The organism is Vibrio sp. T20 (assembly GCF_007858795.1).
Lineage (GTDB): Bacteria > Pseudomonadota > Gammaproteobacteria > Enterobacterales > Vibrionaceae > Vibrio > Vibrio satsumensis.
In genome coordinates, this window is sequence record NZ_VFEB01000058.1 from 90,487 (window position 1) to 115,372 (window position 24,886).

Consider the following 24,886-nt stretch of genomic DNA (forward strand, 5'->3'; position numbering starts at 1 on the left):
TGATGTATCTTTACTCAGCGATGGCCCTATTTAGTTTAACTGCCCGGTCATATCGCTAAATCTCGCTGTGAGCCTGCCCCAAACAAAGAATACTATGAATAAAAGACAGTTTATTGCCTATTATCTGCGCATGAATCGCACCTCGTACTTGTTGGCGATTGTGTTCATCTTTCTCGTCAACTGGTTACAAGTAGAGATCCCTCGTTATATCCAATTGGCGATAGATTTGATTGATGATGCCTCTTCAACTGGCCACCAACAGCTTCAAACCTATGTTTGGATTGTGGTCGGTATGTCGGTTGCCATGGTTGTGGTGAGAATTTTGTCTCGTATTTATGCGCTTAATCCGGGGCGAATTACAGAGGCTGCACTTAAAAGTACCCTTTTACAAAAGCTGAACCGCTTACCAAGTAGCTTTCACGAACACTTTGCTTCTGGTCGCTTGATCTCAATCATCAACAATGACCTGAGCGGTATTCGTTTAATGTTTGGTGTCGGCTTCCTGCAGTTCTTTAATGCGTTGTTAGCTCTGTCGCTGACGCCTCTGTACATGTGGCGTATTTCACCAGAATTAACGCTTTATTCGATTATTCCTATCTCAATCGCTTTTGTGATTTTCCGTGTGGGCTTCAAGCGTATGAAAACGCTGCATTTAGAGCACATGAAGCGACTGCAAAATCTATCTGCTCAGTTGATGAGTTACCTATCAGGGATTGATCTGATTAAGAGCCAACAGATGTCACCTTGGGTGAAGGCGGAAACTGAAAAGCTCAATCAACTGTTGCTTGAATGTCGTCTTAAGATCACTCGTATTCAAGTCTTCTTCATGCCGGTGCTCGATTACGCCAATGATCTGATGAAAATCATCATTCTTGGTCTGGGTGGTTTCATGTTGATGAGACAGGAACTCACACTTGGTGAGATAACCGCTTTCTTAACTTACTCGGTTTTGCTCGCTATGCCATTGATGCAGCTTGGCAGAATCGCGACCATTTATCAGCGTGGTATGGTAGGCATTCAAAGTGCACAAACCATTCTTAACGCCAAAGTCCCAGAGTTGGATGAAGATAGGCTCACTGAGTTAGATGTTGAATCGCTAAAAGGAAAAACGTTTTCCGTTCGCAATCTCAGCTTTAGTTATTCAGGTGAAGAGCGTCTGATTCTCGATGACATCAGCTTTGATATCCCAGTAGGCAAGAAAGTCGGTGTACTTGGTGGAATAGGGGCGGGTAAAACGACATTAGTGAACTGCTTGAACCATCATTTGGACGTTCCAGAAGCGGCGATTTTCCTTGGGGAAAAGGACATCACTAGCTTCTCACGCAGTGACTTGCGCCGTTATATTAAAACCGTGACTCAAGACCCTTACCTGTTTTCAGCAACCGTCGAAGACAATATCCGTTTTGGTAGCTTAGATACTGATTTGGCAAAGAGTCAGGTTGATGAAGTGCTAAAGCTCAGCCAGTTGGCCAGTGACGTGACGCGTTTTGAGCATGGCGATCAAACCTTAGTTGGTGAGAAAGGGATCATGTTGTCAGGTGGTCAGAAGCAGCGCCTGAGTATTGCTCGGGCTTTACTACAACCCACCGATTTGATCATCATGGATAATGTTCTGTCTGCGGTCGATTATGAAACCGAAAGAAAGATCTTAGAAGGCTTGTTTAAACGATTGGAAAATCAGTCGGTTCTTGTGGTTTCACACCGCGTTAATGCCCTTGAATATATGGATGAAATCATCGTGTTGAATGAAGGTAAAGTGATCGCGAAGGGCGACCACGCCACGTTATTGAAAACGTGCGATTACTATTACGATACATGGCAACTACAGCAGAATGAAACGGAGGCAGCAGCATGTTAAAAGGTGTTGATCTCAAGTACCTCAAGCACTTTTTTAAGTTTGCTAAGAAATACAAAGGCTCTGCGATTCTGGGCATCGCTATGCTTCCTCTTTCTGTCATCACGAGTTTGTTGTTCCCTTGGCTGATCATTCAAGTGATCGATGTTCACCTGAGCCACGGTGATATGGATGGTTTGCTCGAATACGTCTTCTATCTCGTTGCCGTGTTGGTAGCGAGCTATGTTGTGGATACCACCTATTCGTACAACCTGCGTAAAACCGGACAATACACGATAACTGACATGCGATCAGTGCTGTTCGATCGCGTGCTTAAACTGCCACGTAGCTATTTTGATAACACACCGATTGGCGTAACGCTTTCGCGACTAACCAGTGACTTGGAAACCATCGGCGAGACGTTTGTTCAATCGGTTGTAGGGCTAGTTAAAGACAGCATTAATACCATTGCTCTGTTGGTGATGATGTTCTTTATTGACTGGCAGTTAACTATGATTGTGTTGATAATCATGCCGCCGGTGATGTACTTGACGGTGTATGTGAGAAACCGACTTCGTGCTTTATATAAGGTGACCCGTTCTTCGCTCGCTCGCGGTATTGGCTTCCTACAAGAAGTCTTATTTGGCATGAAAACCGTTCAGATGTACCGAGCAGAAGAGCAAGTAGAACAACGCTACCAAGGCTATACTGATGAGTTTCTAAGAGCGCAGAAGAAGATCAATAAATACGATGCGATTTTATTCTCGTTTATCTCTGGCATTACCTCGATCACCATCGCGATTATGATCTGGTATGGCTCTGAGCAAGTGATAGAAGGGGCGCTTACTTTGGGGGTGCTGATTGCGTTCATCAACACCTTAGAAAAAGTGTTCGTGCCGATCCGCGATTTTACTTCTCAAATTGCATCAATTCAGAGCTCATTTGCAGCGTTCGATCATATTGAAGAGCTGTTTGTTGAGCCAACGGAAGAGGAAGGACGCAACCTTTTGCCGTCTAACGAGTTAGAGAAACAGCTTGAACAGTTTGTGAGCCTTGAGTTTAAGAAAGTGAGCTTCCGTTACAAAGATGACTCTCCCTATGTTCTAAAGAATGTTTCGTTTGTATTGGAGAAAGGACATCAAATCGCGCTTGTGGGGTCGACGGGGTCGGGTAAGTCGACGATTCTGCGTTTGATCTCTAAAACCTACCAAGACTATGAAGGTAGCATTTTGTTGAATGGAATAGAGTTGTCGCAGATCTCAAGCGAAGACTCTGCTCATTTGTTCTCAATGATGATGCAAGACGTACACTTATTTGAAGAAACAATTCAGTTCAATATTGCACTGGGTAAAACACATTTATCTAGAACAGAGGTTGAACAGGCGGCGCGCTATGTTTATGCCGATAGGTTTATTGAACAACTCCCTAAAGGTTATGATTTCCATCTGGAAAAGAATGGCTCCAATTTGTCTGTGGGGCAAACGCAGCTTATTTCGTTCGCACGAGCGGTTGCACAGGGGGGGCAATTGATGATGCTTGATGAGGCGACCAGTTCGGTAGATTCAATCACCGAAGACCTTATCCAAAAAGCGATGCAGCGTCTGTTTAAGGAAAAAACCGTGATTGCGATTGCACACCGCTTGAGCACCGTTCGCCACTCGGACACCATTCTCGTGTTGGAAAAGGGTGAAATTGTTGAGCAAGGTAGTCATCAACAGTTAGTGGTTCACAATGGAGTTTATGCTGGGTTGTTGAAGGAATCGATTGTAGAAATGAGTGATTCTCACGTTACAGTAGCCTGATGGCTCTAATTTAGGTTCTGATTTTTCGATAGGTGGTATGTTGCGCTAATGTCTATTGCTTGCCAATACCTCTTGGGTCAAAGGAAAATAAAACATAATTTACGATCATTAATATGTTATGATCTCTCTACTACTAAAGGGGTGTCTTCGGGCATCGGGGTGTATGCGAGCAAACAGGCGTGCTTGTGTCAGTCACTTTCTGGCGAATATGGAATCGAAAATGTTGTTGGAAGAAGTTGTAGAAATTATTGAATTAACCGATTCAGACCATTTATCTCAAGCAATGGAACTGTTTAACGAGCATGGCTTTGTTGACGCAGAGCACTTACCTTTTATGACGGTTGTTTTTGAAACAGCACCAGAGCACCTTGCGAAAAAGTTGTCGCAAATAGGCTTTAAAGGTTTAGTACAAGTAGAGAAGAGCGAAGACGCAACTGGCTTTATGATTGTTGATGCTGAACGAATCCAGCTTAGCAAAAGCGCGTAACTGGAATTGCTCCGTAACATCCATTATGACTATTTGAGGTTAACACAGTGACAACAGCTACCGTTTCATCAACAGAGCAACACGTATCCAATGAACATGCACTTTTGGGGGCGTCGTTATTAGCATCACAAAAAGTAGAACTGGCGCTGTTTACTGTGATCTTTAAATTAGCTAAAGCCTTATCAAAAGAGCAGCAACAGTCATTAGGTTTGGATCTGGATACCTTTTTAAGGGAGAAGCCAAGTGAACAAGCCTCTACGTTGAGCCTATACGAACAGACGTTTGGTGAGCAGCTTCCTTTGACGAAAAATGAACTCAACGATTTTATTTATCATCGAAACTTGGTAACTCGTTGCTTTTGGCGAGTGACTGGCGCCGATGTTAAAGGCGGCGAGAAGCTTGCTAACCCAGAACTTTATTTAAAAGAGTTCTTGGCAAAATGTGAATACTGGCAAGTGATGCTTGATACCCAAGCCAAGTAAGCGAATTGAAATAAGAAAGCCATAGCGAACATGTTATGGCTTTTTTGTTTGTGCAAACAACATTAAGTTTCTTAATGTTATATGGTCGCCTCGAATACTTTGGACAACACTTTTAGTGCTTAAAGCTCGCCCCCAATTCCTAAAGCATCATCTTCAAAACATAGTTCTTAGAGACAAAGTGGTGTTTAAGTGCAGCGCTGACATGCAGCACAATTAAACAGGCTAGGGCAATACAACTGGCACGATGTAAATAAAAAAAGAAGCCATTGATTGCAGAGTCAGTAATTAGATTATTTACGCTCACTAGCCAAAATAAAGAGTACGGTTCTTTTAGCATTAAGTAACCAGTACTGAAGACCATAAACATCGTAAGGTACATCAAAGAGTGTGCAAGCTTCGCTACACATTTTTGCCCTTCAGGCACAGAAGTTGGCATGGTTGGCGATGACCGGAAGTGACTCCAGACATAACGAACCACGAACAATGGTGTTGCCACTGTCGCCAATGACATATTGAGTACCGACAGAAAAGAAAACAGCTCTGGATGACTGGTAACATAGTGCATCACATACCCTGCAATTGTTGCATAGATGATTACAGAAGCCATTACCCAGTGCAGTACACGGCTTACTAAATCGTATCGTGGATTATTCAAATTAACCTCGTTCTGATCGTTATTAATATAAAATTCATCTCGATGCAATAAATCAACTCTTGGTATATTCGCATCGCGAATTAATTATATAGAACAGTATTACGCTGTATTTTTATAATTTAGAAATTAATGATGTTGCTTCAGGTGTTTTATAATTATCAATGATGTTTTAGAGTGTTAATTCCAATGCGGACAAGCCAAGTTTGTCGACTTCCTGGCTTGTATACCTATTACAAGATACAGTTAGCTTAAAGATGAAACATATAAGGAATGTATAATGCTTCGAATCTTATTGGTTGTGGTTATCTCGGTGTTCAGCTCGATGAGTTTTGCAAGCGAAGAGGATAAATACTCTGAACAGGAATATTTGGATAGACCGCTGATGGAACGCTATATCTTGGATGAGTTGAAGCAACTACGAATGGAACAGCAGGATCTTGAAAGGCGTCTCACCATTCAGATGACAGATCGTGAATTGGCAGTAGCGGATAAATCGTTGAACTATGCCAATGTGACCGTGACGTATTTCTTCTACATTATTGCTGGTGTAGCTTCTCTTATTGCATTGGTGGGTTGGCAATCACTCAAAGAATTGAAACACACCACCAAAGAGATGGCTGACCGACGACTCAACGACATTGCCCAAGATTATGAGAAGAAGTTTAACGTTCTTGAAAGGGATCTGAAGCGTAAGACTCGAATCATCTCTGAGAACAACCGAGAAATCGAAATCATCAATGAAATTCATAATTTATGGTTGAGGGCTCAGAATGCTCAAACTGCCGAGCAAAAAATTGAAATCTACGATGAGATCTTAAAAGTTCGCCCGGGTGATTTGGAAGCACTAACTTACAAAGCCGATGCCGCAATGGACATGCAGGAATACCACTGGGCGATGAGCTTATGTAATCGCGTGTTGGAAGTGGACGATCAAAACGCTCACGCCTTGTATCAACGTGCTTGTGCTTACGCAAGGTTAGGTGCTGAAGGTCAAGCGATCGATGACTTAGAGCGCTCAGTTGAAGCAAGTGGCTCAATGAGAGAGCTATTGGCTGATGAACCTGACTTTGAAATGCTGCGCGGCTTAGAACGCTTCGAAGCACTTCGTGAAGAGTAATGTGAGGTAAAGATCCGTGTTAACTAAGGTGGTGGGCTTTGCACGCTCACCATACTTTCACACCTATCGCGCTATGGTTTCTTACATTCCATTTATTTTCTTGATTGAATTGTTATGTTATAACACTTTTTAAGTTCCTCGTTATAACCGCTAAGTATTTTATGAAGTTCCTCCGTATTGGCCTGATCGTTATTGCTATCAGTGCATTTTTCCTTGCTTCTTTGCTCTCTTTTCACTCCGAACCAGAACCAGAAATCTCTATCAAAATCACACCTTATCAAGGCTCTCAACCGAATGATGAGGGAGGTGTCGATTTGCAACCGACTCCCAACTCTTTGGTCAAAGTTCATTATTTTGTGAAAGTTGGTGACACGCTAAGCAATATATTTTTGTCATGGAAACTGCCTTATGGAACGGTTCAAAAGGTAATGGAGGCGGATCTGGAGTCTTTGAAACTCGACACAATAAAGCCTGGTGATCATCTAGAGTTGCTGTTGGATAGTGACTCTAAACAACTCGTTGAGCTGATTTTCCATGAAAGCCTCGTAGAGCAAGCTGTCTTTACGAAAAATGATGATGGAAGCTTTAACTACCAATTCCATGAAATGCCTGGTGAATGGAAGGAAAAGCTTTATAAGGGCAGCGTTCATGGCAGCTTTTCAACGTCAGCCTATAAAGCGGGGTTAACTACTAACCAGATAGCCAATATCACCCGCACACTAAAAGACAAAGTCAACTTCGCTAGAGAGCTCAGAGCCGGTGATAGCTTTAATGTGCTGGTTAATGAGCAGTACACAGACGATCACCTTACAGGAAAAACGGAAGTTCAAGGGATCTCCATTAAGTTGAGAAACCGAGAAGTGGCGGCTTTTCTAGCACCTGATGGGCGCTTCTACGACAGAGAGGGAAATAGTCTAGAGCAAGCCTTTGATCGATACCCGGTCGACAGAAAATTCCGAAGAATCACTTCTTCGTTCAATCCGACACGAAGACACCCCGTAACTGGGCGAATCTCACCGCACAATGGTACCGATTTTGCGACCCCTGTGGGCTCACCTATCTATTCAACAGGTGATGGTCGTGTGGTGGCACTTCGTGACCACCCGTATGCTGGTAAATATTTGGTGATTGAACACAACAGCGTATATACGACCCGTTATCTTCACTTGAGCCGCTTCTTAGTTAAGAAAGGGCAGCAGATTAAGCGTGGCCAGAAAATAGCGCTCTCTGGCGCAACAGGCCGTATAACAGGGCCTCACTTACACTTTGAAGTGTTGGTGCGTGGTAGGGCGGTCGATGCGATGAAGGCTAAACTTCCAATGGCGAGTTCTATTCTTCCTCAAAATAAGAAAGAGTTCCTTACCCGAATTGCTGCATTTGATGGTTTGATTACAGATCAACAGAGCAGTGCAAGCTGATTTATGGTGGCCATTACACATATAGCCGATAGCTAATGACCGTTGATTTTCCCTTCCCGCTTAATGGGAAGGGAATAGCAGACAAGTTATTTACTCGACTGTTTTAGCAGCTTGGCTTTTGGCTATTTGTCTTTTTATTACTTAGTTAAGCGACGACAACCGCTGTGCCGCTTGCGGATACCATCAACATGCCATTACCTGTTCCTAAAACTTCGTAATCGATGTCGACACCGACCACCGCGTTAGCACCTGCTTCAATCGCTTTCTGTTCTAACTCTTTGAATGCGTAGTTACGTGCTTTTTCCAATTCCTTCTCGTAAGTGCCAGAACGTCCACCCACAAAGTCACGAATCCCCGAAAACATATCTTTGAAAACGTTAACCCCTAGGATAGCTTCTCCAGCAATAACCCCTTTGTAATCGACAATGCGCTTGCCTTCGATTGATTGTGTGGTGGTAATAATCATAATGGCCTCTTGTAAGCTTGCTGAGTTGTTACTCGCTTATTGATTGATAGTTCGGTCTTGTTCTTGAATGTCATTGCTCCGTGTTGTCTCTGAGCGCGTGAATTCATGCCTCAACCATGTTCTCAGTTTTAGCACACTTTCTTGTTTTAATTTGTTTTTTGGGCAAACAAAGTAGAAATCTTGGTGTGGGTTAGCGACTGGCTCGCCAAGCTCAACCAGCATGCCATGACTGATGTCATCTTTCACAAACAAGTGGGGGCTGATTAATACCCCAAGTGAGTGAATCGTAGCTAAAAGCGAGATCTTAAGATTAAAATAATGAGCGTATGTGCTCTTTTACTCGGTCGATGTGTTGGTTTGGTTCAATCTCACAACGCTGCTTAGTCTCTAGGAATCGCTCAGCGTATTTGTCGTAGATTTTGTTTTCTAAGAACAGCAAATACAGCTTGGGATCGATATGACCGCTGGTGGCCATGTCGGTCATGATGTTGAGTGATTCGCTTAGGAGTTTGCCTTTCTTATACGGGCGATCACTAGAGGTGAGCGCTTCGAATACATCGGCAATGGCCATCGCTCTGGACGGCAGAGGTAACTGGTCTTCGTTTAAGCCTCTCGGGTAACCCTTACCATCGATACGTTCGTGGTGTCCGCTAGCAATATCCGGAATATTCTGGAGGTAAGGCGGATAAGGCAGCTTGTTAAGCATGGTGAAGGTTTGAATAATATGATCGTTGATCATGAAACGTTCTTCATCGTTTAACGTGCCACGACGAACTTTCAAGTTGTGCAGTTCACCTTGGTTGTATTTGACCTCTCCTGGCTTAAGCACAAACGCTTCTTGCCATACATCAGCAGGGCTAAAGCCATTGTCCCACGGTATTTTATGCTCAGGCTTATCGGCAAGTAGCGGTTCCATCACCGGTAGTATTTTGTCTTTTCTTGCTGGCTCAGCTCCACTCTCCTCTGTCGTGTCTTGTTGTTCATTGAATCTCTCTTTTTCAGACCAAGATAACCCTAGCTGATCGTCGAGTGTTCGTTTCCATTGGCGCTTGGCTATTCGGTCTAAGCGTTCTAGTTGTTCGTCCGTCATCGACTCTCCACCAAGGTTGCACTCAGCAACGAAGGCAAATTCTTCATCCAATTCTGACAAGCTTTGTTCGAGGGTCTTAAGCTGATCCTCTTGAAGCGCTCCGTTCGCTATGGCTTTCCAATAGTCGGTTTCAGCCTGTTGTTTTAACAGTTCGAAACGCATTCGCACTTCGTGGATTCGGTCGTAAATGGTTTCAAGTTTTGTAGCTTTGTCTACGACATACTCAGGTGTGGTTACCTTGCCGCAGTCATGAAGCCAAGCGGCGAGCATTAACTCTTCCCACTGTTTACTATCCAATGAGAATTTCGGGTAATAACGGTCATCATCAATGGTTGCTTGAGTCAGCCATTTGGTCAGTTCAGGCACTCGTTGGCAGTGCCCGCCCGTGTAAGGTGATTTGGTATCAATCGCTGATGCAATCAACTCGATAAAGGCATTCAGCATGTCTTTCTGTTGCTGCATTTGGTCAATGTTATCTTTGGCTATTTCCGCAAAGCTGAGCAGTTCTCGTAAGAAGGCGTGCTTGTCTGCCTGCATCTTGGTAATCGGTCTTTCATAACCAATTGCGACGATACCCACCAACAACTTCTCACGGTTTAATAGTGGAAACAGGTACAGATCTGAATTGAAGATCGAATCTTGGTAATAGTTGAGAACATTGTCTTCTCGGTTTAAGTGGATGGTTTCCCCAGATTTAAGTTGGCACAACAACCAAGGGGTATGTTTGATGAAGTCATTAATGTCGGCTTTAAAGGGAATAATGGCGAGGTTAGCCGCAGTATCAAACACGTCTTTCTCTTTTGATTGGGTGAAAAGGACGATGGTTTCTGCTTTGGTAATTAAATAGCTTTGGTGAGCAATATTCTTGGCTAAGATCGAAAATTCCTGATTACCTGCAGTGTCTCGAAGTAGTGTTATCAGATCATGAAGCGTGTGTTCCATCAGCTCAATCGAATGGGCGAGGTTAGCCACTTCTTGAATCATGCTTTTGGGATAATGAGTACGCCTGAAGTCAAATCGAGCGATGTTGTCGGTGAGTTGCATCAGCGTATTAAGCGGCTGAGACAGTCGATTAGCAACAAACCATACGATAGCGAAGCAGATGAACAACATCCCAATCGCGACCGCAACTTGCTTGTCTCGCATTGAGATAAGATCAGCGAGCAGCTCATTGTGTGGCGTCGCTTCTGCCAAGTATAAGGTGACGTTTTGAGTGAGTTGAACCGGCGTTAGCGTTAATGCCCAAGTGTTTAAGTTATATTCAACGTTTTTTAGGTTGAGGTTAAACTTCTCTTCATCAGAGATAAGCGGCGCTATGACGGAAGCTTTCAATGCTTCCATCTGTTCACGTTTGGGCACATTAAAGAAGCTTAGGTCTTGCTCACTACCAGAGAGTTTTCCCGTCGCTTGGTTATTCGTTTTCTCAATTTCACTTGTGTCATTAGGCTGGGAGGTAAGCTTGGGAATTGATAGATCAAGTTGATGCTGACCGAGAAGATTAAAATGTTGGTCGAACAAGGCGAGTCGAGTTTGCGGAGAGTAGGCCAATTCACTGATCTGGGAAGAGAGAGATTTCAACGTGAAGTCGGCACCAACGACATGCTTGCCATCCAAAGAACGTCTAGAAAGCGTAATGCCATTGGTTTGCAGGAAATAGAACAGGTAGGGCTCAGAAAGTTGTATTGAGCCGTCAGGCTTTGCATTACGAAACCAAGGTCGAGTCGTAGGGTTGAACTTACTCTCGTCTTGTCGGGTACTGATCACTTGGTGTGCGCCATCGAGAAAGCTAATAAAGTTTTCACCATCTAGGTTGGTGCTGCTGACCATCATTGTCGCTTTGGCGGGAGCGTTGTTGTCGGCTCTCTGTTTAATGGAACTCAGAGGCCGAAAGATTCTAAAATTACCATCTTCAGAGCCATAGAACAGAGCGACTAAATTGGTATTTTGTTTGAAGATGATATCGACCGAAGCAAGCCAAGATTCTTTTTCGACGGAGGAGGTTTGATGAGTAACAAACGGGCTTACTGCCATCACGTTTAAGGTTGTGATGACTGGGGCAATAGCTTGTTTAAATACCGATTCCAGCTTATCGCGATGTTCATTACTGACTTCGCGCACGGTGCCTAAAAGCAGTTCTTGAGAGTGCCGATAACTTATCGAAATCAGTACGGTACCGACAAGAGTGGTCAAAATTAAGAAAAGGCTAGTGATGTGGATACTCAGCGGATATCGTCTTCTTCTCATCTAACACTCCAACTTGTGAACTGGTTTAAGTATTGACGAACTTGGGTAGGTTGCAAAAAATTGGCGTAATTACTGAGTTCATTGCGGATAAGTTCGGGCTCTCCGCGTTATTTTGAGTTGTCTAAAGGAATGAATAATAAACCTTTATGTTTGGGTGCTAATTGTCACTTTCAGCTGATAAACTGGTCGCATTGCTGCCATTAGGTATTTCTTTTCAGAAAAAGATGCAGACACTCCTTTCCAGAAAGAAGTTCAGAGTCACTTTCTGAAAAACGTTTTTTGACCAAGCGAAGAGGGCATTGATTCATGGAACTCAAAGTAGATACTCACACTCATACATACGCAAGTGGTCATGCTTACAGCACATTGATCGAAAATGCCAAGTCGGCAAAGCAAAATGGTTTAGCCATGTTTTGTACCACCGACCATTCAGAATCAATGCCTGGTGCTCCACACTATTGGTTCTTCAGCAACCAACGTGTCCTTCCTCGTTTTATCGAAGAGGTTGCCATCATCCGTGGTGTTGAGTCGAATATCATGAACACTCAAGGAGAAATCGATATCCATCCGAGTGTAGATAAGAACTTGGATTGGGTGATTGCTAGCTTCCACGAGCCAGTATTTCGTCCATCGGATGTCGCAACTCATACAGAGGCATTGTTGAATGTGATTAAGGGCGGTCGAATCGATGCACTTGGCCACTTAGGGAACCCAAATTTTGATTTCGATTTTGAAGCTGTGATTGAATGCGCAGTTCAATATAACGTAGCAATCGAGATTAATAACACCACACTCAAAGGTAATAGCCGAGTTGGCAGCGTTGACCGCTGTTATGAGATTGCAAGAATAGCGAAAGCGAAGGGTGCGTTTATTACTACAGGCAGCGACGCGCATTTCTGTTTAGATGTCGGTGGCTTGGACTTAGTCGCTGCATTGTTAGATGAAGTGGGTGTAGATTCGAGTAAAGTGATCACTCATTCACCACAGCAATTCTTAGAATTTTTAGCTATACGTGGGCGTGAATCTATCGTTGAGTTTTCGGGGTTTGAGTGATTGATCGTCTGTTATTAGTTAGCTAGTTTGCATTTCGACACAATCAATTTTTGTGCGTGACGGATTTTTGTATACACTAGCCGGAAAATAATAAAGTCGAAGTGCCACAGTAATGATGGCTCTAACTTCAAAGAGACCGCTTCACTTGGAGAAACAATGAAAACTCGCTCAATCCTTTTATCTGGTTTAATCGCTGCTTCAGTATTGTCTGGCAACGCATTTGCTAATGTAGACCTTAAGAAAAACATGCAAGAAATGAAGCTTGCGTTCAAACAAGCGGCAGAAGCTCAAAGCATTGAAGAGATGCAAAAGCCTATTGTTCGTTTAGATACGTTAGTGGCAGAGCTGAAAACGGGTGTTTACCCAATAGAGAAAGAAGATAACTTCATGGAAGGCTTCAAAAAGATCAGTGCATCATTGGATAGCATTGAGCAGAAGCTAGACCAAGGGGACTTCGAGTCGGCACAGCAAGAACTTCGTACTATTGACGGCCTTCGTGAAGAGTACCATGAGAAGCGTAACCCAAGTATTTGGAGCAAAATCTTCGGTTAATTTGCTAATCAATTGAGTTTGCTTATCTATCACTGCCGATAGCTATCTTGTTCGCTAGAGTTACCAAAACAAGTTAGTAGATAACAAAATTCAACTTCTAAAACGCCGCTTATATTTCCTTTTTCAGGGAAAATATAAGCGGCGTTTTTAATTGTCTTTTTTCCAATCAGTTTGATGCACTGAGGTGTGTAATATTTTATTAGTGTTTCTGTTGTAACCAGTTTTTAACTAAATAGAGTGTGCGTTAGCTTCAATTTTTTAACCTGATGCTAATCTTTACGTTTACCTATATAACAAGTGCCTCATAATAAGGGAAATTTATAAAGATTAGGAATAATGCGCCGAACTTCGTTCAATTTCTCCATGTTACTTGCTACAGCATTAAGCTGGGTGCTAGTGACATTAATGCCTGTTATCAATGCTCATGGTAATAGTGCGGGAGTATGGGCGTCGTTATGTACGGTCAACGGTTTTGAACTGGTTCAAATTGAGGAAGGCGAACCAAACACACACAAAGGAAAACCGTGTCCGTTTAGCCATTTTTCCACGTTTCACCAAGATGAACTTCCAACTACACTACTGACAACTCGACTGAGTTCTATTGTCTCCGACAGCTACGCTTTTTTGGCTCTAAGCGAACGCTACACGAGGCAAGTTCCACGCGGCCCTCCCTTTGATATTGCTTAAACCTAACCCATTAAAACAATTAAAAAATATAGTATTAAGTAAAGTTAAACATGCTCCGATTACTTTCTGATTTTTCAGAAGGTATGTTTGCGCGTGTCAAAGGAAATAATAATGTTGAGAAATGAATCTCAAGCCTCTGCGAAAGCACAAACTAATTCGCAGTCAGCAAGCAGTGTAAAAACGAAAGACCGCAATAAATTCCTCTACTTCCTCACATGGCGCTGGCACTTCTATGCTGGGCTATTCGTTATCCCATTCATGTTAATGCTGAGCATTACTGGTTTGGTGATGTTGTTTGATGATGAAATTGAATTGGCTTTCCATCGCGATGCGATTGAAGTTGCTGCATCGGGTAAACCCGTCAAGGCTTCACTGCAGTTAGCCGCAGTGCAGGAGCAATACCCACAAGGCTCGGTGACGCAGTTTGTTCCAAGCAAAGCACCTAATCTCGCTAACCGTTTTTCAGTATCACTTGAAGACGGAACGTCCGTTTTCGCCACCGTGAATCAATACACTGGCGAAGTGGTCGGAGAGATTCCGCGCAGCGATAGCCTTTATCAACTCATGAATGATATTCATGGCACCTTACTAATCGGTGATTGGGGCGATTACCTTATTGAAGTGGCGATTAGCTTATCGATTCTGCTTCTTATCAGCGGTATCTACTTATGGCTACCGAGAGACAACGCTAGCCGTGCTGGTTTTCTTAAGCTAAGAGTGTCATCAGGGTCACGTGTACTGATGCGTGACCTGCATGCGAATATTGGCGGCACGTTATCTCTTATCCTGCTGTTGTTTATTCTTTCAGGATTGGCGTGGACGGGCTTCTGGGGCGGCAAGTTAGTCCAAGCATGGAGCACTTTCCCTGCTCAAATGTGGGATGATATACCGCTGTCTGATAAGACGCACGCATCGCTTAACCACGGTTCAGAAGAAGAACTGCCGTGGAACTTAGAACAAACACCACTGCCGTTGTCTCAAGATAAGCCTGCAGAGCATGTACACCACGTGGAAGAGGCATCTGAACCTCATGATCACTCTAAGATGGGGGAAGACCACTCTCAACATGTGATTGCAGCAGGCAGCTTTGGTATTGATGATGTCATCGAAAAAGCACGATCTCTCGGTTTCACGCAATACAAGGTGAACTTCCCACGCTCAGAAACGGGTGTTTACACAGTGACAGCGAATACTATGGGCGGTGACATCATCGATCCAACTCAGGATCGCACCACGCATCTAGACCGATACTCAGGTCGTATCCTTGGTGAAGTGATCTGGCAAGATTACAACTTCATCGCCAAGACGTTAGCGGTTGGTATTTCATTGCACCAAGGTGACATCAGTATCATCAATAAGCTTCTAAATGCTTTGTTTTGCTTGGCGTTCATTGTTGTGTCAGTGACTGGCGGTGTAATGTGGTGGATGCGCAGGCCTTCAGGTCAAAGAAAGCTTGGCACGCCACCGAAGTTTGGTGACGAAGGCCTATGGAAAGTAGGCTTAGTAACTGTCGTTGTTATTTCAGTGCTGTTTCCACTCGCGGGTGTGACTATCGTGACAGCAATGCTATCGGATTGGTTGTTGTTTTCACGCGTTGAGAAACTGAAGATGGCGTTAAGCTAATCAATATCTATACAGATCCTCTCAGTTTGAGAGGATCTGTATCATTCACACAATGCTTGCAGCGTTATGTATTTCTTTCAGTATCAGTTTATTTCTCCTGCCAGCTTGTCACCCAAGTGTTCCATCGCGTAATCAATGAATACACGCAATCGGGCTGGCATGTACTTGGTTTGAGCAAACTGCATTGCGATAGCACCATGGTAATTACTCTTGATAGTCCAATCTTCCAATACCTGTACAACAGAGCCTTCAGCCAATGCATCTTGAATCACGAAGTCATGGAAAATACCGACACCTAGACCTTCTTTCACACCTTTTAGTCGCATCTGCGAGTGGTTAACTGCGTAACGGCCACTGACGGATACAGTGTGAAACTCATCGTCTTTCAAGAAGTCCCAAATGTGGTCTTTGTCTGTCTCTGCAAGGTATAAACAGTCATGTTCAGAAAGGTCTGTTGGGTGGCTTGGAACTCCTTTGGCTTTCAGATAGTAGGGGCTCGCACATAACACGAGGTTTGTCTTTCCAAGCTCTTTCAAAACCAAGCTTTCATCGGGCTTATCGGTAAGGCGAAACGCAATGTCGATACCTTGGCGCAATATGTCGATGTCGCCGTCAGCCGCTCTTAACTTGAGCTGGATCTCTGGATATTGACTTAAGAATGGAACAACAAAAGGCTGTAGCACTGAGTTTAAGAACGCCTCAGGCGCCGCTACCGTTATAGAGCCCGCAGGTTCAGTATGGTCGGAGGTTGAAAGCTCAACGGCTTGTTGCGCCGCGTTGATCATCACCACGCTCTGATCGTATACCAATTGGCCTGCTTGGGTGATGATAAGGGTACGAGTGGTTCGTTCAAACAGTTTCACCGACAGTGCTTTTTCCAAGCGAGTGATGAGCTTACTCAAGGCTGAAGGTGTCACCCCTAACTGTTTTGCTGCCGCAGTAAAGCTCCCTTCATTTACCACTAAAATGAATGAGGCTAGATCTGGAAGTAGGGCGATGAGTTTAGGGTTGACCATAAGTATCCACGAGTTTCGGCGATGAGCGTAAAGTGATTGTGAGCGATTTACTTTGATTTGTGAATCAATTTCATTAATTGCTTAGTGTGATTGCTCTGATAGATTGATGTGTTTGAAGCTTATCTGTATAGCGGCGTTGCTGGTGCTCATTATGAGATAAGCCGGTTTTGATCACTATATCGTTTTGATATTAAAAATTGAGATTTGATATGAAAGCGAAATTATAGGGAAATTAGAGGAGATTTGGCGTTTAAAAGAGAAAGCTAAGGGCGTTAATGTGCCCTGTGTCACTGGGATGAATAATGATTAATGCCTGTGATTCATTAATGTTTTTCCAACTAAAGGGATAATCGGATCCGGCATGTTCAACTAGAATATAGGCATAAGTTTTACAGTGTAAATGATCGTGTTGAGATCGTTTATATCCCTACATAATGCGGCGCGCGATGCTGCTGAATAATAACTAGGAAGGAATGAGACAATGTCTTCTGCATTTTACCAACAGATTCAAACTCAAATCGAAGAAGTTAAAGAAGAAGGTCTTTACAAGTCTGAGCGCATTATTACTTCTGCACAAAAAGCAGCGGTTTCTATCTCGACTGGTGAAGAAGTACTAAACTTCTGTGCAAACAACTACTTAGGTCTTGCTAACCACCCGGCTCTTATCGAAGCGGCTAAAGATGGCATGGATCAGCACGGTTTTGGTATGGCTTCAGTACGTTTCATCTGTGGTACTCAAGATTCTCACAAAGAACTAGAGCAAAAGCTTTCTACGTTCCTAGGTAAAGAAGACACTATCCTTTACACATCTTGTTTTGATGCAAACGCTGGTTTGTTCGAAACGATTCTAGGTAAAGAAGACGCAATCATTTCTGATGCTCTAAACCACGCATCTATCATTGATGGTGTTCGTCTATGTAAAGCAATGCGCTTCCGTTACTCGAACAACAACATGGAAGAGCTAGAGCAGCAACTTATCGCAGCTAAAGAAGCTGGCGCTCGTCACACGCTTATCGTAACTGACGGCGTGTTCTCAATGGACGGCGTAGTCGCTAACCTTCCTGCTATCTGCGACCTTGCAGACAAGTACGATGCACTAGTTATGGTTGATGATTCTCACGCTGTGGGCTTCATGGGCGAAAACGGCGCGGGTACTCACGAGTTCCACAACGTTGTAGACCGTATCGACATCATCACTGGTACACTTGGTAAAGCAATGGGCGGCGCTTCAGGCGGTTACACTTCAGGTAAGAAAGAAGTGATCGACTGGCTACGTCAGCGTTCTCGTCCATACCTATTCTCTAACTCTGTTGCACCTGCAATCGTATCTGCGTCTATTCGCGTTCTAGACCTTCTTGCGGAATCTGGCGACCTACGCACTCAACTATGGGATAACTCTGCTCACTTCCGTACTCGCATGGAAGAAGCGGGTTTCACTATGGGCGGTGCTGATCACGCAATCATCCCAATCATGCTTGGTGATGCAAAAGTTGCGGCTGAATTCGCAGAGCGCGCACTAGAGAAAGGCATCTACGTTGTAGGTTTCTCTTTCCCTGTAGTACCAAAAGGCCAAGCTCGTATCCGTACGCAAATGTCTGCTGCACACTCTCGTGAGCAGCTAGACCGCGCAATTGATGCGTTCATCCAAGTTGGTAAAGACATGGGCATCATCTAATTTTAAAGGGGTGCCACGGCATCCTTTAATTAGGTAGAGCAACACCCAATAGAACATATAGATTTTTGATTCTCGCCTTACAGTTAGGCGAGATGAACTAGGTAACATTATGAAAATTAAAGCACTTTCTAAGCTTAAGCCTGAAGAAGGCATCTGGATGACCGAGGTTGAAAAACCTGAAATGGGTCATAATGATCTTCTTATCCGTATTAAGAAAACCGCAATTTGTGGTACAGACGTACATATCTACAACTGGGATGAGTGGTCACAAAACACAATCCCAGTACCTATGGTAGTAGGTCACGAATACGTGGGTGAAGTTGTTGGCATCGGTCAAGAAGTTCGTGGTTTTGAAATTGGCGATCGTGTATCTGGTGAAGGTCACATCACATGTGGTCACTGTCGTAACTGTCGTGGCGGCCGTACTCACCTTTGTCGTAACACAACAGGTGTTGGTGTTAACCGCACTGGTGCATTCTCTGAATACCTTGTGATCCCTGCGTTCAACGCATTTAAGATCCCTGCAGAAATCTCTGACGATCTAGCATCAATCTTTGACCCGTTTGGTAACGCAGTACACACAGCGCTTTCTTTCGACCTAGTAGGCGAAGACGTGCTAATTACCGGTGCTGGTCCAATCGGTATCATGGCTGCTGCTGTTGCTAAGCACGTTGGTGCTCGTCACGTTGTAATCACTGACGTAAACGAATACCGCCTAGATCTTGCTAAGAAAATGGGTGTGACTCGCGCAGTAAACGTGATGGAAGAGAAGCTAGAAGACGTAATGTCTGATCTTGGCATGACTGAAGGCTTCGATGTAGGCCTAGAAATGTCTGGTAACCCATCTGCGTTCAACAGCATGCTGACTAACATGAACCATGGCGGTAAGATCTCTCTACTAGGTATTCCACCATCAGACATGGCAGTAGACTGGAACCAAGTAATCTTCAAAGGCTTGGTTATCAAAGGTATCTACGGTCGTGAGATGTTCGAAACTTGGTACAAGATGGCTTCACTAATCCAATCTGGCTTAGATCTAACACCAATCATTACTCACCACTACAAAGTGGACGACTTCCAGAAAGGCTTCGACATGATGCGCTCTGGTATGTCTGGTAAAGTAATCCTTGATTGGGAATAAGCTGATAGGGGAAACCCTGAGTTAATTCCAAAATCTAAATGCCTCAAAGAAATTTGAGGCATTTTTGTATCTAAATTCTACTTACGATCAACTCACCTCTCTGTCACTTAATGGCCATTTTGCTGCGCAGTAATCTCTAAAATACTTAATAAGCAGTTTCACCTTATTGTTTTACTATTGAAGAGAGGACTCATGGCTTGTAAACCACTTGCACTGATAATAACTGGAATATTATTAACGCCGAATTTTGCTAGCGCTAAGGTCGACATTTCGAAATCCGAAAACGATCAAGCAGCAGAGCAGGCAGCAAAGGAACTTGCAAACCCAAACACAGCTTACGCTAGCCTCAATTTAAAACTCCAGTATTCAGGTGGATACGATGGTGGAGGAGATACTTTCGCAACCGTATTGCAGCCGACACTGCCTTTTCCTATGGATAATGGAGATAAAGTAATCTTCCGTCCGGCTATCTCTTATGTTCAGAATGATTTCCATGTAGATACACCAGCAAGCTCGCAGCGTATGGATCAGTCTGGCGTTACCGACATCTCATTTGATTTAGCTTATGCACCTAAAATGGAGGGCGGTACTATTGTCGCTTTCGGTCTCTTTGCTTCGTTGCCTACGGGCAGCGGTGACTTAACGGCGGATCAATTTGCTATCGGGCCTGAGTTCATGTTCGGGAAGGCGAGTAGTGAGCGAGTTGTAGGCATATTCCCAAACCACTTATATGGCGTGTCTGGAGACGGAGCCGATCATTCTGATACTCGAATCAACAGGACGTCGACACAAGTGTTTTGGGTGGAGATCTTAGGAGGCGGTTGGACGGTAGGCTCTGCGCCGACATTCTCGTATGACTGGAATAAGGATCAGGCGGAAATTCCGTTAAATATCAGCGTTAGTAAAACTGCTGTCCTGAACGGACGCCCTTGGAAGTTGGGCATTGAAGCGAATTACTATATCGAGAAAGATGAAAAGACGCGTCCAGACTTTATGTTGAGCTTTAATATTAGCCCTGTGGTGGAAAATAAACTGGCGTCTTTACTTGATTAATTTAAGTGTGAAAGAGTAGAAATGAAAAAGGCAGAACGATCATCGTTCTGCCTTTGTGTTATTGGGTTAGTGAGCTTCAATTAACCCGCAGCAGCCTGCATGATGAGGCCACAGATGTAAGCACCGTATGTACCAAGTGCGTAACCCAGTACCGCCATCAAGATACCTACCGGAGCTAATGCAGGGTGGAATGCAGCTGCAACCACAGGAGCTGATGCTGCGCCACCTACGTTAGCTTGGCTACCTACAGCCATGAAGAACAATGGTGCACGAATTAGCTTCGCCATCATAATCATCAGAAGGGCATGGATAGTTAACCATGTGATACCAATGAAGAAGTAACCAGGGTTGTCAAAGATGGCTGTAACATCCATTTGCATGCCAATGGTAGCAACTAGGATATAGATGAACGCTGAACCAATTTTCGATGCGCCACTGTGCTCAAGGCTACGTGTCGATTTGAAGCACGAAGCGATCAACGCGAACGTTGTTACCATAACGATTAGCCAGAAGAAGCCAGATGTAAGGCTGTATTTCGCAAGTTCTGGAGCATTCGTTGAGATCCATGGTGCGATTAGGTCACTGAAGAAGTGAGCAAGGCCTGTTAGACCAAAGGCAATTGCAGCGATCTTCATTAGATCGGTAGTAGTTGTTGGTCGAGCGTTCTCTTCTTGGTATTTAGAAACCGTCTCTTTTAGCTCTTCGATAGCTGATGTGTCTGCTTTTAGCCATGCATCAATCTTCTTCTGACGACCTGCCATGACAAGTAATACGGCCATCCAAATGTTTGCACAGATAACATCAACTGTAATCATTGCAGAGAAGAGTTGGTCATCAACCTCGAACACTTCTTTCATGGCGGCTTGGTTTGCACCGCCGCCGATCCAAGAGCCAGCTACTGTTGTAAGGCCACGCCATACATCGCCAGATACAAGGTCAGGGTTGACTTGGTCGATAATCAGAATCGCCAAAGGCCCACCAATGATGATGCCGACAGTACCCGTTAGGAACATGATGACGGCTTTAGAGCCAAGACCAAAAATTTTGCGTAGGTCTGCTGATATGATCAGAAGAACTAGTGCACTTGGTAATAGGTAACGACTCGCAACGAAGTATAGCTTAGAGTTTGATGCGTCGATGATGCCTAAACTGTTCAATAGAGAAGGAACAAAGTAACAGAGCAATAGACCCGGAACGAACGAGTAGAATTTTTTCAGTGCGCTATTTTGGCTACTTTCCGTGATAAATACACCGCCAAGAATAACAGCTAACATGCCCATTATTACAGCATCGTTAGTAATCATTATTATATCTCCTTTAAGGTGAGCGCAAAGGTCTCACTTTTTGAATTGCAGGACTATACCGATAACTGCTAATCGTTACAAATTGTAACGATAGACATACTTTGAAATATTTGTGTTAATTTTAATGGTTTAAGTGTGTGAATTCAGTGGGTTATTTATTTGTCTTGTGAATGGTTTTATTGGATCTTTTGCGACGTATTTAGATATATGCAATGTAATTCAAGCCTTAGAGAGTGGTCGCTATGAATTGGGTGGATGCTTGAATGGCAGGAATGAGTGCATATATAGCCATGTTTATGGTGTGGTTTATGCAGGGTTGGAATGTTTCAATAATGTAAAAATTGAATCCACTTTTGCTATGTGGTCAGAAATTAAAAATTTTAGCTAGATCACACAAATCTCTCGGATTACGAGTTTCAGCAGCTGATACTTATGCTCATTTGACGTTTTGTAGGGGGGAGATGAAAGAAAAAGCGGCCTAAATAGCCGCTTTTGATGGTTGCCTAGTATGGTTATCTAGCGCCGTTATTTAGAGTTCTGCTTAGGACTCTTCTTCCTCAAAGCCATCTGCATAACCTTTCGGTGGCGGTGTCCAACCTCGTTCAGATCGAGAGTGCTTGTCTGAACGGTCTTTTTTCATATCTTCTTTCATTGCTTCTTCAAGGTGAATGAAGATTTGTCGATAGTTGTTGTCGTAGCGCGGGTTCTCTTCCGCTTCAGACCAAGCTTGGTAAAGCTTTTCAGACTTACGGCTCTCAACACGTTGATACGTCGATTTTTGCTGCTCGACGAAGAATGGGTGGTGCCCTAAAGAGCGCAAGGCTTCTGCTCCCATTTCAAGTGCAGAGTGGTAAGTTTCGGACACTACAGAATCTGCACCTGCTTCTCGTAAGCGATAACTATGACCACGGTCGAATGCGCGGGCTAAGATTTTCACTTTAGGGTAGGTGTGTTTAACGTACTTCACTAATTCAACACTTGAGTCTTGGTTATCGATCGCTACTACTAGCATTGCGGCTTCTTCGATTCCGGCGGTATGCAATAAGTCGTGACGAGTCGCATCACCAAAGTAAGATTTGATATTGATGGAGCGTAACAAATCTACTTGGTTCGCTTGGTGATCCAGAACCACAGTATTGACATCATTCGACACCAATAAGCGGTTAACGATTTGGCCGAAGCGACCAATGCCCGCAATGATAACGGTGCCTTTCTCTTCAATAGTATCTTCTTCGCGGTCGTTCGATTTTTGTTCGTAACGCGGCAGAATCACTTTATCAAATAGAATGAACAGCCCTGGTGTTAGGAACATTGAAAGTGCCACAACCAGCGACAATGTTTGGACAATGTCAGCAGGTAGTACGTGGTTTTGAGCAGAGAAGCTCAGTAGTACAAAACCAAACTCACCGGCTTGCGCCAAGCTCAATGTAAACAGCCAACGGTCACTGTTTTTGATTTTGAAGATCAACGCCAACGTAAATAGTACTAAGGCTTTAAGAAGCATAACGCCAAGGGTGAGGCCAATGATCAAACCAAAGTCGTTGAATAGAACATCAAAGTTGATGCCAGCACCTACGGTAATGAAGAACAAGCCAAGAAGCAGCCCTTTAAACGGGTCGATATTAGACTCAAGTTCGTGGCGGAATTCACTGTTGGCCAATACCACACCAGCAAGGAAAGTACCTAAAGCCGGTGATAGGCCGACTAGGCTCATTAATGCAGCAATACCAATCACCAACATTAGTGCGGTTGCAGTAAAGATTTCACGCAGGCCTGAGCTTGCCACAAAGCGGAACAGTGGACGACTCAAAAAGTGCCCGCCGACAACAACTATCGCGATAGATGCCGTGATCACAAGGCCATAAGCCCAGCCGGGTAGGCCAGCAACAAGGCTTAACTCTTCATGGTGATCAGAAGCCGAAGCAACCGCGCTTTGTGCTGCTTCGATTAACTTTGGCAACGCCAATAGAGGGATAAACGCCAACATAGGGATGACGGCAATATCTTGGAACAGTAGAACTGAGAAAGCGTTCTTGCCGCCTTCTGTCTTAGATAGCCCTTTTTCATTGAACGTTTGTAGAACAATCGCGGTTGATGACAGTGCGAAGATCAAACCGATGGTGAGTGCAATCGTCCAAGGTTGCCCGAAGAATAGGGCAATACCCATAACAATCGCGGTAGTGCCGCCAACTTGCAGGCCACCCAGTCCCATAAGACGGTTTCTCATCGCCCAAAGCATCTTAGGCTCAAGTTCAAGGCCGACTAAGAACAGCATCATGACCACCCCGAACTCGGCAAAGTGTTGAATGGTTGTGGTCTCTTCACCCACTAGGCCAATGATCGGACCAATCACAACACCAGCAATGAGATAACCTAATACAGAGCCAAGGCCAAGCCTTTTGGCAATAGGTACGGCAATGACAGCTGCTACTAAGTAGATAAACGCTTGTAGAAAATATCCCGTCATTATTTAACCTCTGCCATTAGTTCTTCTACGTAGTGGTTTAGCTTTTCTGCATTGCTGGCTTTTTTGATATTAATGTCGCCGGCAACCAGCGCCTCTAACAGCACTTTATAGCTATCGACATGCTCTTGAATGCGGTTTTCTTCCAAAGCGGTACGTGAACCAAACAGAGCAAATGGTGCGAGGTAGGTTATCCCACACAAAGACGCCGTTTGTTCAATTGGGTGAAGCAGTTCACGGATGGTGAAGTGGTTATAACCGTCAGTTTGATAAGCCTCTTTTTTGCCGCCAGCGGTGATACTACATAACAAGCTTTTGCCTTGCAGTTCATTACCGTCGGTGCCGTAAGCAAATCCGTATTCTAGGACGAGGTCTTGCCATTCTTTAAGAATCGCGGGTGTTGAGTACCAATATAGTGGGAACTGAAAAATGATGATGTCATGGTCCAACAGGCGTTTCTGCTCACGATCGATATTGATCTTGAAGGTTGGGTATTCAGCATAAAGGTCGACACAGGTGACGCCTTCAATACGCTTGGCTTGCTCAAATAAGGGTTTGTTAGCTTCAGAGCGATGCTGAGAAGGGTGGGCGAATAGCACCAAGACTCGATTTTTCGACATATAGCCCTCTTTGTCCATTAACGAATAATATTTATTGGAATTATAGATATACAATAATAGAAGAATGGTTGAACAACAACGAATTAGCCCATACTTATCTGGT

At 44.0% G+C, this 24,886-nt stretch carries 20 protein-coding genes and 1 pseudogene; 13 read left to right on the top strand and 8 right to left on the bottom strand.

The window, feature by feature from the left end:
• Nucleotides 1-94 precede the first annotated feature (94 nt).
• The 4 genes from FTW16_RS03700 (at nucleotide 95) to FTW16_RS03715 (ending at nucleotide 4,605) form a co-directional block, all read left to right on the top strand.
• Nucleotides 95-1,858, top strand: a complete 1,764-nt coding sequence (locus FTW16_RS03700; protein ID WP_146490092.1) for an ABC transporter ATP-binding protein — start codon at nucleotides 95-97, stop codon at nucleotides 1,856-1,858.
• Nucleotides 1,852-3,636, top strand: a complete 1,785-nt coding sequence (locus tag FTW16_RS03705; protein ID WP_146490093.1) for an ABC transporter ATP-binding protein — start codon at nucleotides 1,852-1,854, stop codon at nucleotides 3,634-3,636. The genes FTW16_RS03700 and FTW16_RS03705 overlap by 7 nt, the downstream gene beginning before the upstream one ends.
• Nucleotides 3,637-3,856: 220 nt before the next feature.
• Nucleotides 3,857-4,123 (top strand): hypothetical protein, encoded by a 267-nt coding sequence (locus FTW16_RS03710; protein WP_061017461.1) that lies wholly within the window; start codon nucleotides 3,857-3,859, stop codon nucleotides 4,121-4,123.
• A gap of 47 nt (nucleotides 4,124-4,170) precedes the next feature.
• A complete protein-coding gene (locus FTW16_RS03715) occupies nucleotides 4,171-4,605 on the top strand; it encodes a hypothetical protein (protein WP_146490094.1) in 435 nt (144 codons plus the stop codon).
• A gap of 139 nt (nucleotides 4,606-4,744) precedes the next feature.
• Here FTW16_RS03715 and FTW16_RS03720 read toward each other — a convergent pair whose 3' ends face one another.
• Nucleotides 4,745-5,260, bottom strand: a complete 516-nt coding sequence (locus tag FTW16_RS03720; RefSeq protein ID WP_146490095.1) for a cytochrome b — start codon at nucleotides 5,258-5,260, stop codon at nucleotides 4,745-4,747.
• A gap of 277 nt (nucleotides 5,261-5,537) precedes the next feature.
• On the opposite strand from FTW16_RS03720, the gene FTW16_RS03725 reads away from it, so the two are divergent.
• Nucleotides 5,538-6,377 carry a tetratricopeptide repeat protein gene (locus FTW16_RS03725; protein WP_146490096.1) on the top strand — a complete coding sequence of 280 codons (840 nt, stop codon included), beginning with the start codon at nucleotides 5,538-5,540 and terminating at the stop codon, nucleotides 6,375-6,377.
• Nucleotides 6,378-6,538: 161 nt separating this feature from the next.
• Nucleotides 6,539-7,795 carry a peptidoglycan DD-metalloendopeptidase family protein gene (locus FTW16_RS03730; protein WP_146490097.1) on the top strand — a complete coding sequence of 419 codons (1,257 nt, stop codon included), beginning with the start codon at nucleotides 6,539-6,541 and terminating at the stop codon, nucleotides 7,793-7,795.
• A gap of 145 nt (nucleotides 7,796-7,940) precedes the next feature.
• Here FTW16_RS03730 and FTW16_RS03735 read toward each other — a convergent pair whose 3' ends face one another.
• The 3 genes and pseudogenes from FTW16_RS03735 to FTW16_RS03745 form a co-directional block, all read right to left on the bottom strand.
• A complete protein-coding gene (locus FTW16_RS03735; RefSeq protein WP_146490098.1) occupies nucleotides 7,941-8,261 on the bottom strand; it encodes a heavy metal-binding domain-containing protein in 321 nt (106 codons plus the stop codon).
• 36 nt (nucleotides 8,262-8,297) lie between these two features.
• Nucleotides 8,298-8,552: pseudogene (locus tag FTW16_RS03740) on the bottom strand (LysR family transcriptional regulator); the annotation flags it as partial.
• A gap of 19 nt (nucleotides 8,553-8,571) precedes the next feature.
• Entirely contained in the window at nucleotides 8,572-11,595 is a 3,024-nt protein-coding gene (locus FTW16_RS03745; protein WP_146490099.1) for an HD domain-containing phosphohydrolase, read from the bottom strand.
• A 306-nt stretch (nucleotides 11,596-11,901) separates the two neighbouring features.
• Here FTW16_RS03745 and FTW16_RS03750 point away from each other — a divergent pair, with 306 nt between their 5' ends.
• The 4 genes from FTW16_RS03750 to FTW16_RS03765 all read left to right on the top strand — a co-directional run bounded on the left by FTW16_RS03750 (nucleotide 11,902) and on the right by FTW16_RS03765 (nucleotide 15,510).
• Nucleotides 11,902-12,648: a phosphatase gene (locus FTW16_RS03750; protein ID WP_146490100.1), complete on the top strand. Its 747-nt coding sequence runs from the start codon at nucleotides 11,902-11,904 to the stop codon at nucleotides 12,646-12,648.
• A gap of 156 nt (nucleotides 12,649-12,804) precedes the next feature.
• Nucleotides 12,805-13,200, top strand: a complete 396-nt coding sequence (locus FTW16_RS03755) for a cytochrome b562 (RefSeq protein ID WP_146490101.1) — start codon at nucleotides 12,805-12,807, stop codon at nucleotides 13,198-13,200.
• A gap of 336 nt (nucleotides 13,201-13,536) precedes the next feature.
• Nucleotides 13,537-13,887: a hypothetical protein gene (locus tag FTW16_RS03760; RefSeq protein WP_146490102.1), complete on the top strand. Its 351-nt coding sequence runs from the start codon at nucleotides 13,537-13,539 to the stop codon at nucleotides 13,885-13,887.
• Between the two features lie 111 nt (nucleotides 13,888-13,998).
• A complete protein-coding gene (locus FTW16_RS03765) occupies nucleotides 13,999-15,510 on the top strand; it encodes a PepSY-associated TM helix domain-containing protein (protein ID WP_146490103.1) in 1,512 nt (503 codons plus the stop codon).
• A gap of 83 nt (nucleotides 15,511-15,593) precedes the next feature.
• Here the strand turns inward: FTW16_RS03765 and FTW16_RS03770 are convergent, their stop codons facing one another.
• Nucleotides 15,594-16,526, bottom strand: coding sequence for a LysR family transcriptional regulator (locus FTW16_RS03770; RefSeq protein WP_146490104.1), 933 nt, complete (start codon nucleotides 16,524-16,526; stop codon nucleotides 15,594-15,596).
• A 481-nt stretch (nucleotides 16,527-17,007) separates the two neighbouring features.
• Here FTW16_RS03770 and FTW16_RS03775 point away from each other — a divergent pair, with 481 nt between their 5' ends.
• The 3 genes from FTW16_RS03775 to FTW16_RS03785 all read left to right on the top strand — a co-directional run bounded on the left by FTW16_RS03775 (nucleotide 17,008) and on the right by FTW16_RS03785 (nucleotide 20,395).
• Nucleotides 17,008-18,201 (top strand): glycine C-acetyltransferase, encoded by a 1,194-nt coding sequence (locus tag FTW16_RS03775; protein WP_060981554.1) that lies wholly within the window; start codon nucleotides 17,008-17,010, stop codon nucleotides 18,199-18,201.
• Between the two features lie 109 nt (nucleotides 18,202-18,310).
• Entirely contained in the window at nucleotides 18,311-19,342 is a 1,032-nt protein-coding gene (gene tdh / locus FTW16_RS03780) for an L-threonine 3-dehydrogenase (RefSeq protein WP_123301518.1), read from the top strand.
• A 192-nt stretch (nucleotides 19,343-19,534) separates the two neighbouring features.
• Nucleotides 19,535-20,395, top strand: a complete 861-nt coding sequence (locus tag FTW16_RS03785) for a transporter (RefSeq protein WP_146490105.1) — start codon at nucleotides 19,535-19,537, stop codon at nucleotides 20,393-20,395.
• An 80-nt stretch (nucleotides 20,396-20,475) separates the two neighbouring features.
• Here FTW16_RS03785 and FTW16_RS03790 read toward each other — a convergent pair whose 3' ends face one another.
• The 3 genes from FTW16_RS03790 to FTW16_RS03800 all read right to left on the bottom strand — a co-directional run bounded on the left by FTW16_RS03790 (nucleotide 20,476) and on the right by FTW16_RS03800 (nucleotide 24,783).
• Nucleotides 20,476-21,699 carry a DUF819 domain-containing protein gene (locus FTW16_RS03790; protein WP_146490106.1) on the bottom strand — a complete coding sequence of 408 codons (1,224 nt, stop codon included), beginning with the start codon at nucleotides 21,697-21,699 and terminating at the stop codon, nucleotides 20,476-20,478.
• A 541-nt stretch (nucleotides 21,700-22,240) separates the two neighbouring features.
• The gene (locus tag FTW16_RS03795) at nucleotides 22,241-24,166 is read right to left on the bottom strand and encodes a monovalent cation:proton antiporter-2 (CPA2) family protein (protein WP_146490107.1); all 1,926 of its coding nucleotides are present in this window, start codon (nucleotides 24,164-24,166) and stop codon (nucleotides 22,241-22,243) included.
• A complete protein-coding gene (locus FTW16_RS03800) occupies nucleotides 24,166-24,783 on the bottom strand; it encodes an NAD(P)H-dependent oxidoreductase (RefSeq protein WP_146490108.1) in 618 nt (205 codons plus the stop codon). The genes FTW16_RS03795 and FTW16_RS03800 overlap by 1 nt, the downstream gene beginning before the upstream one ends.
• Nucleotides 24,784-24,886 lie beyond the last annotated feature (103 nt).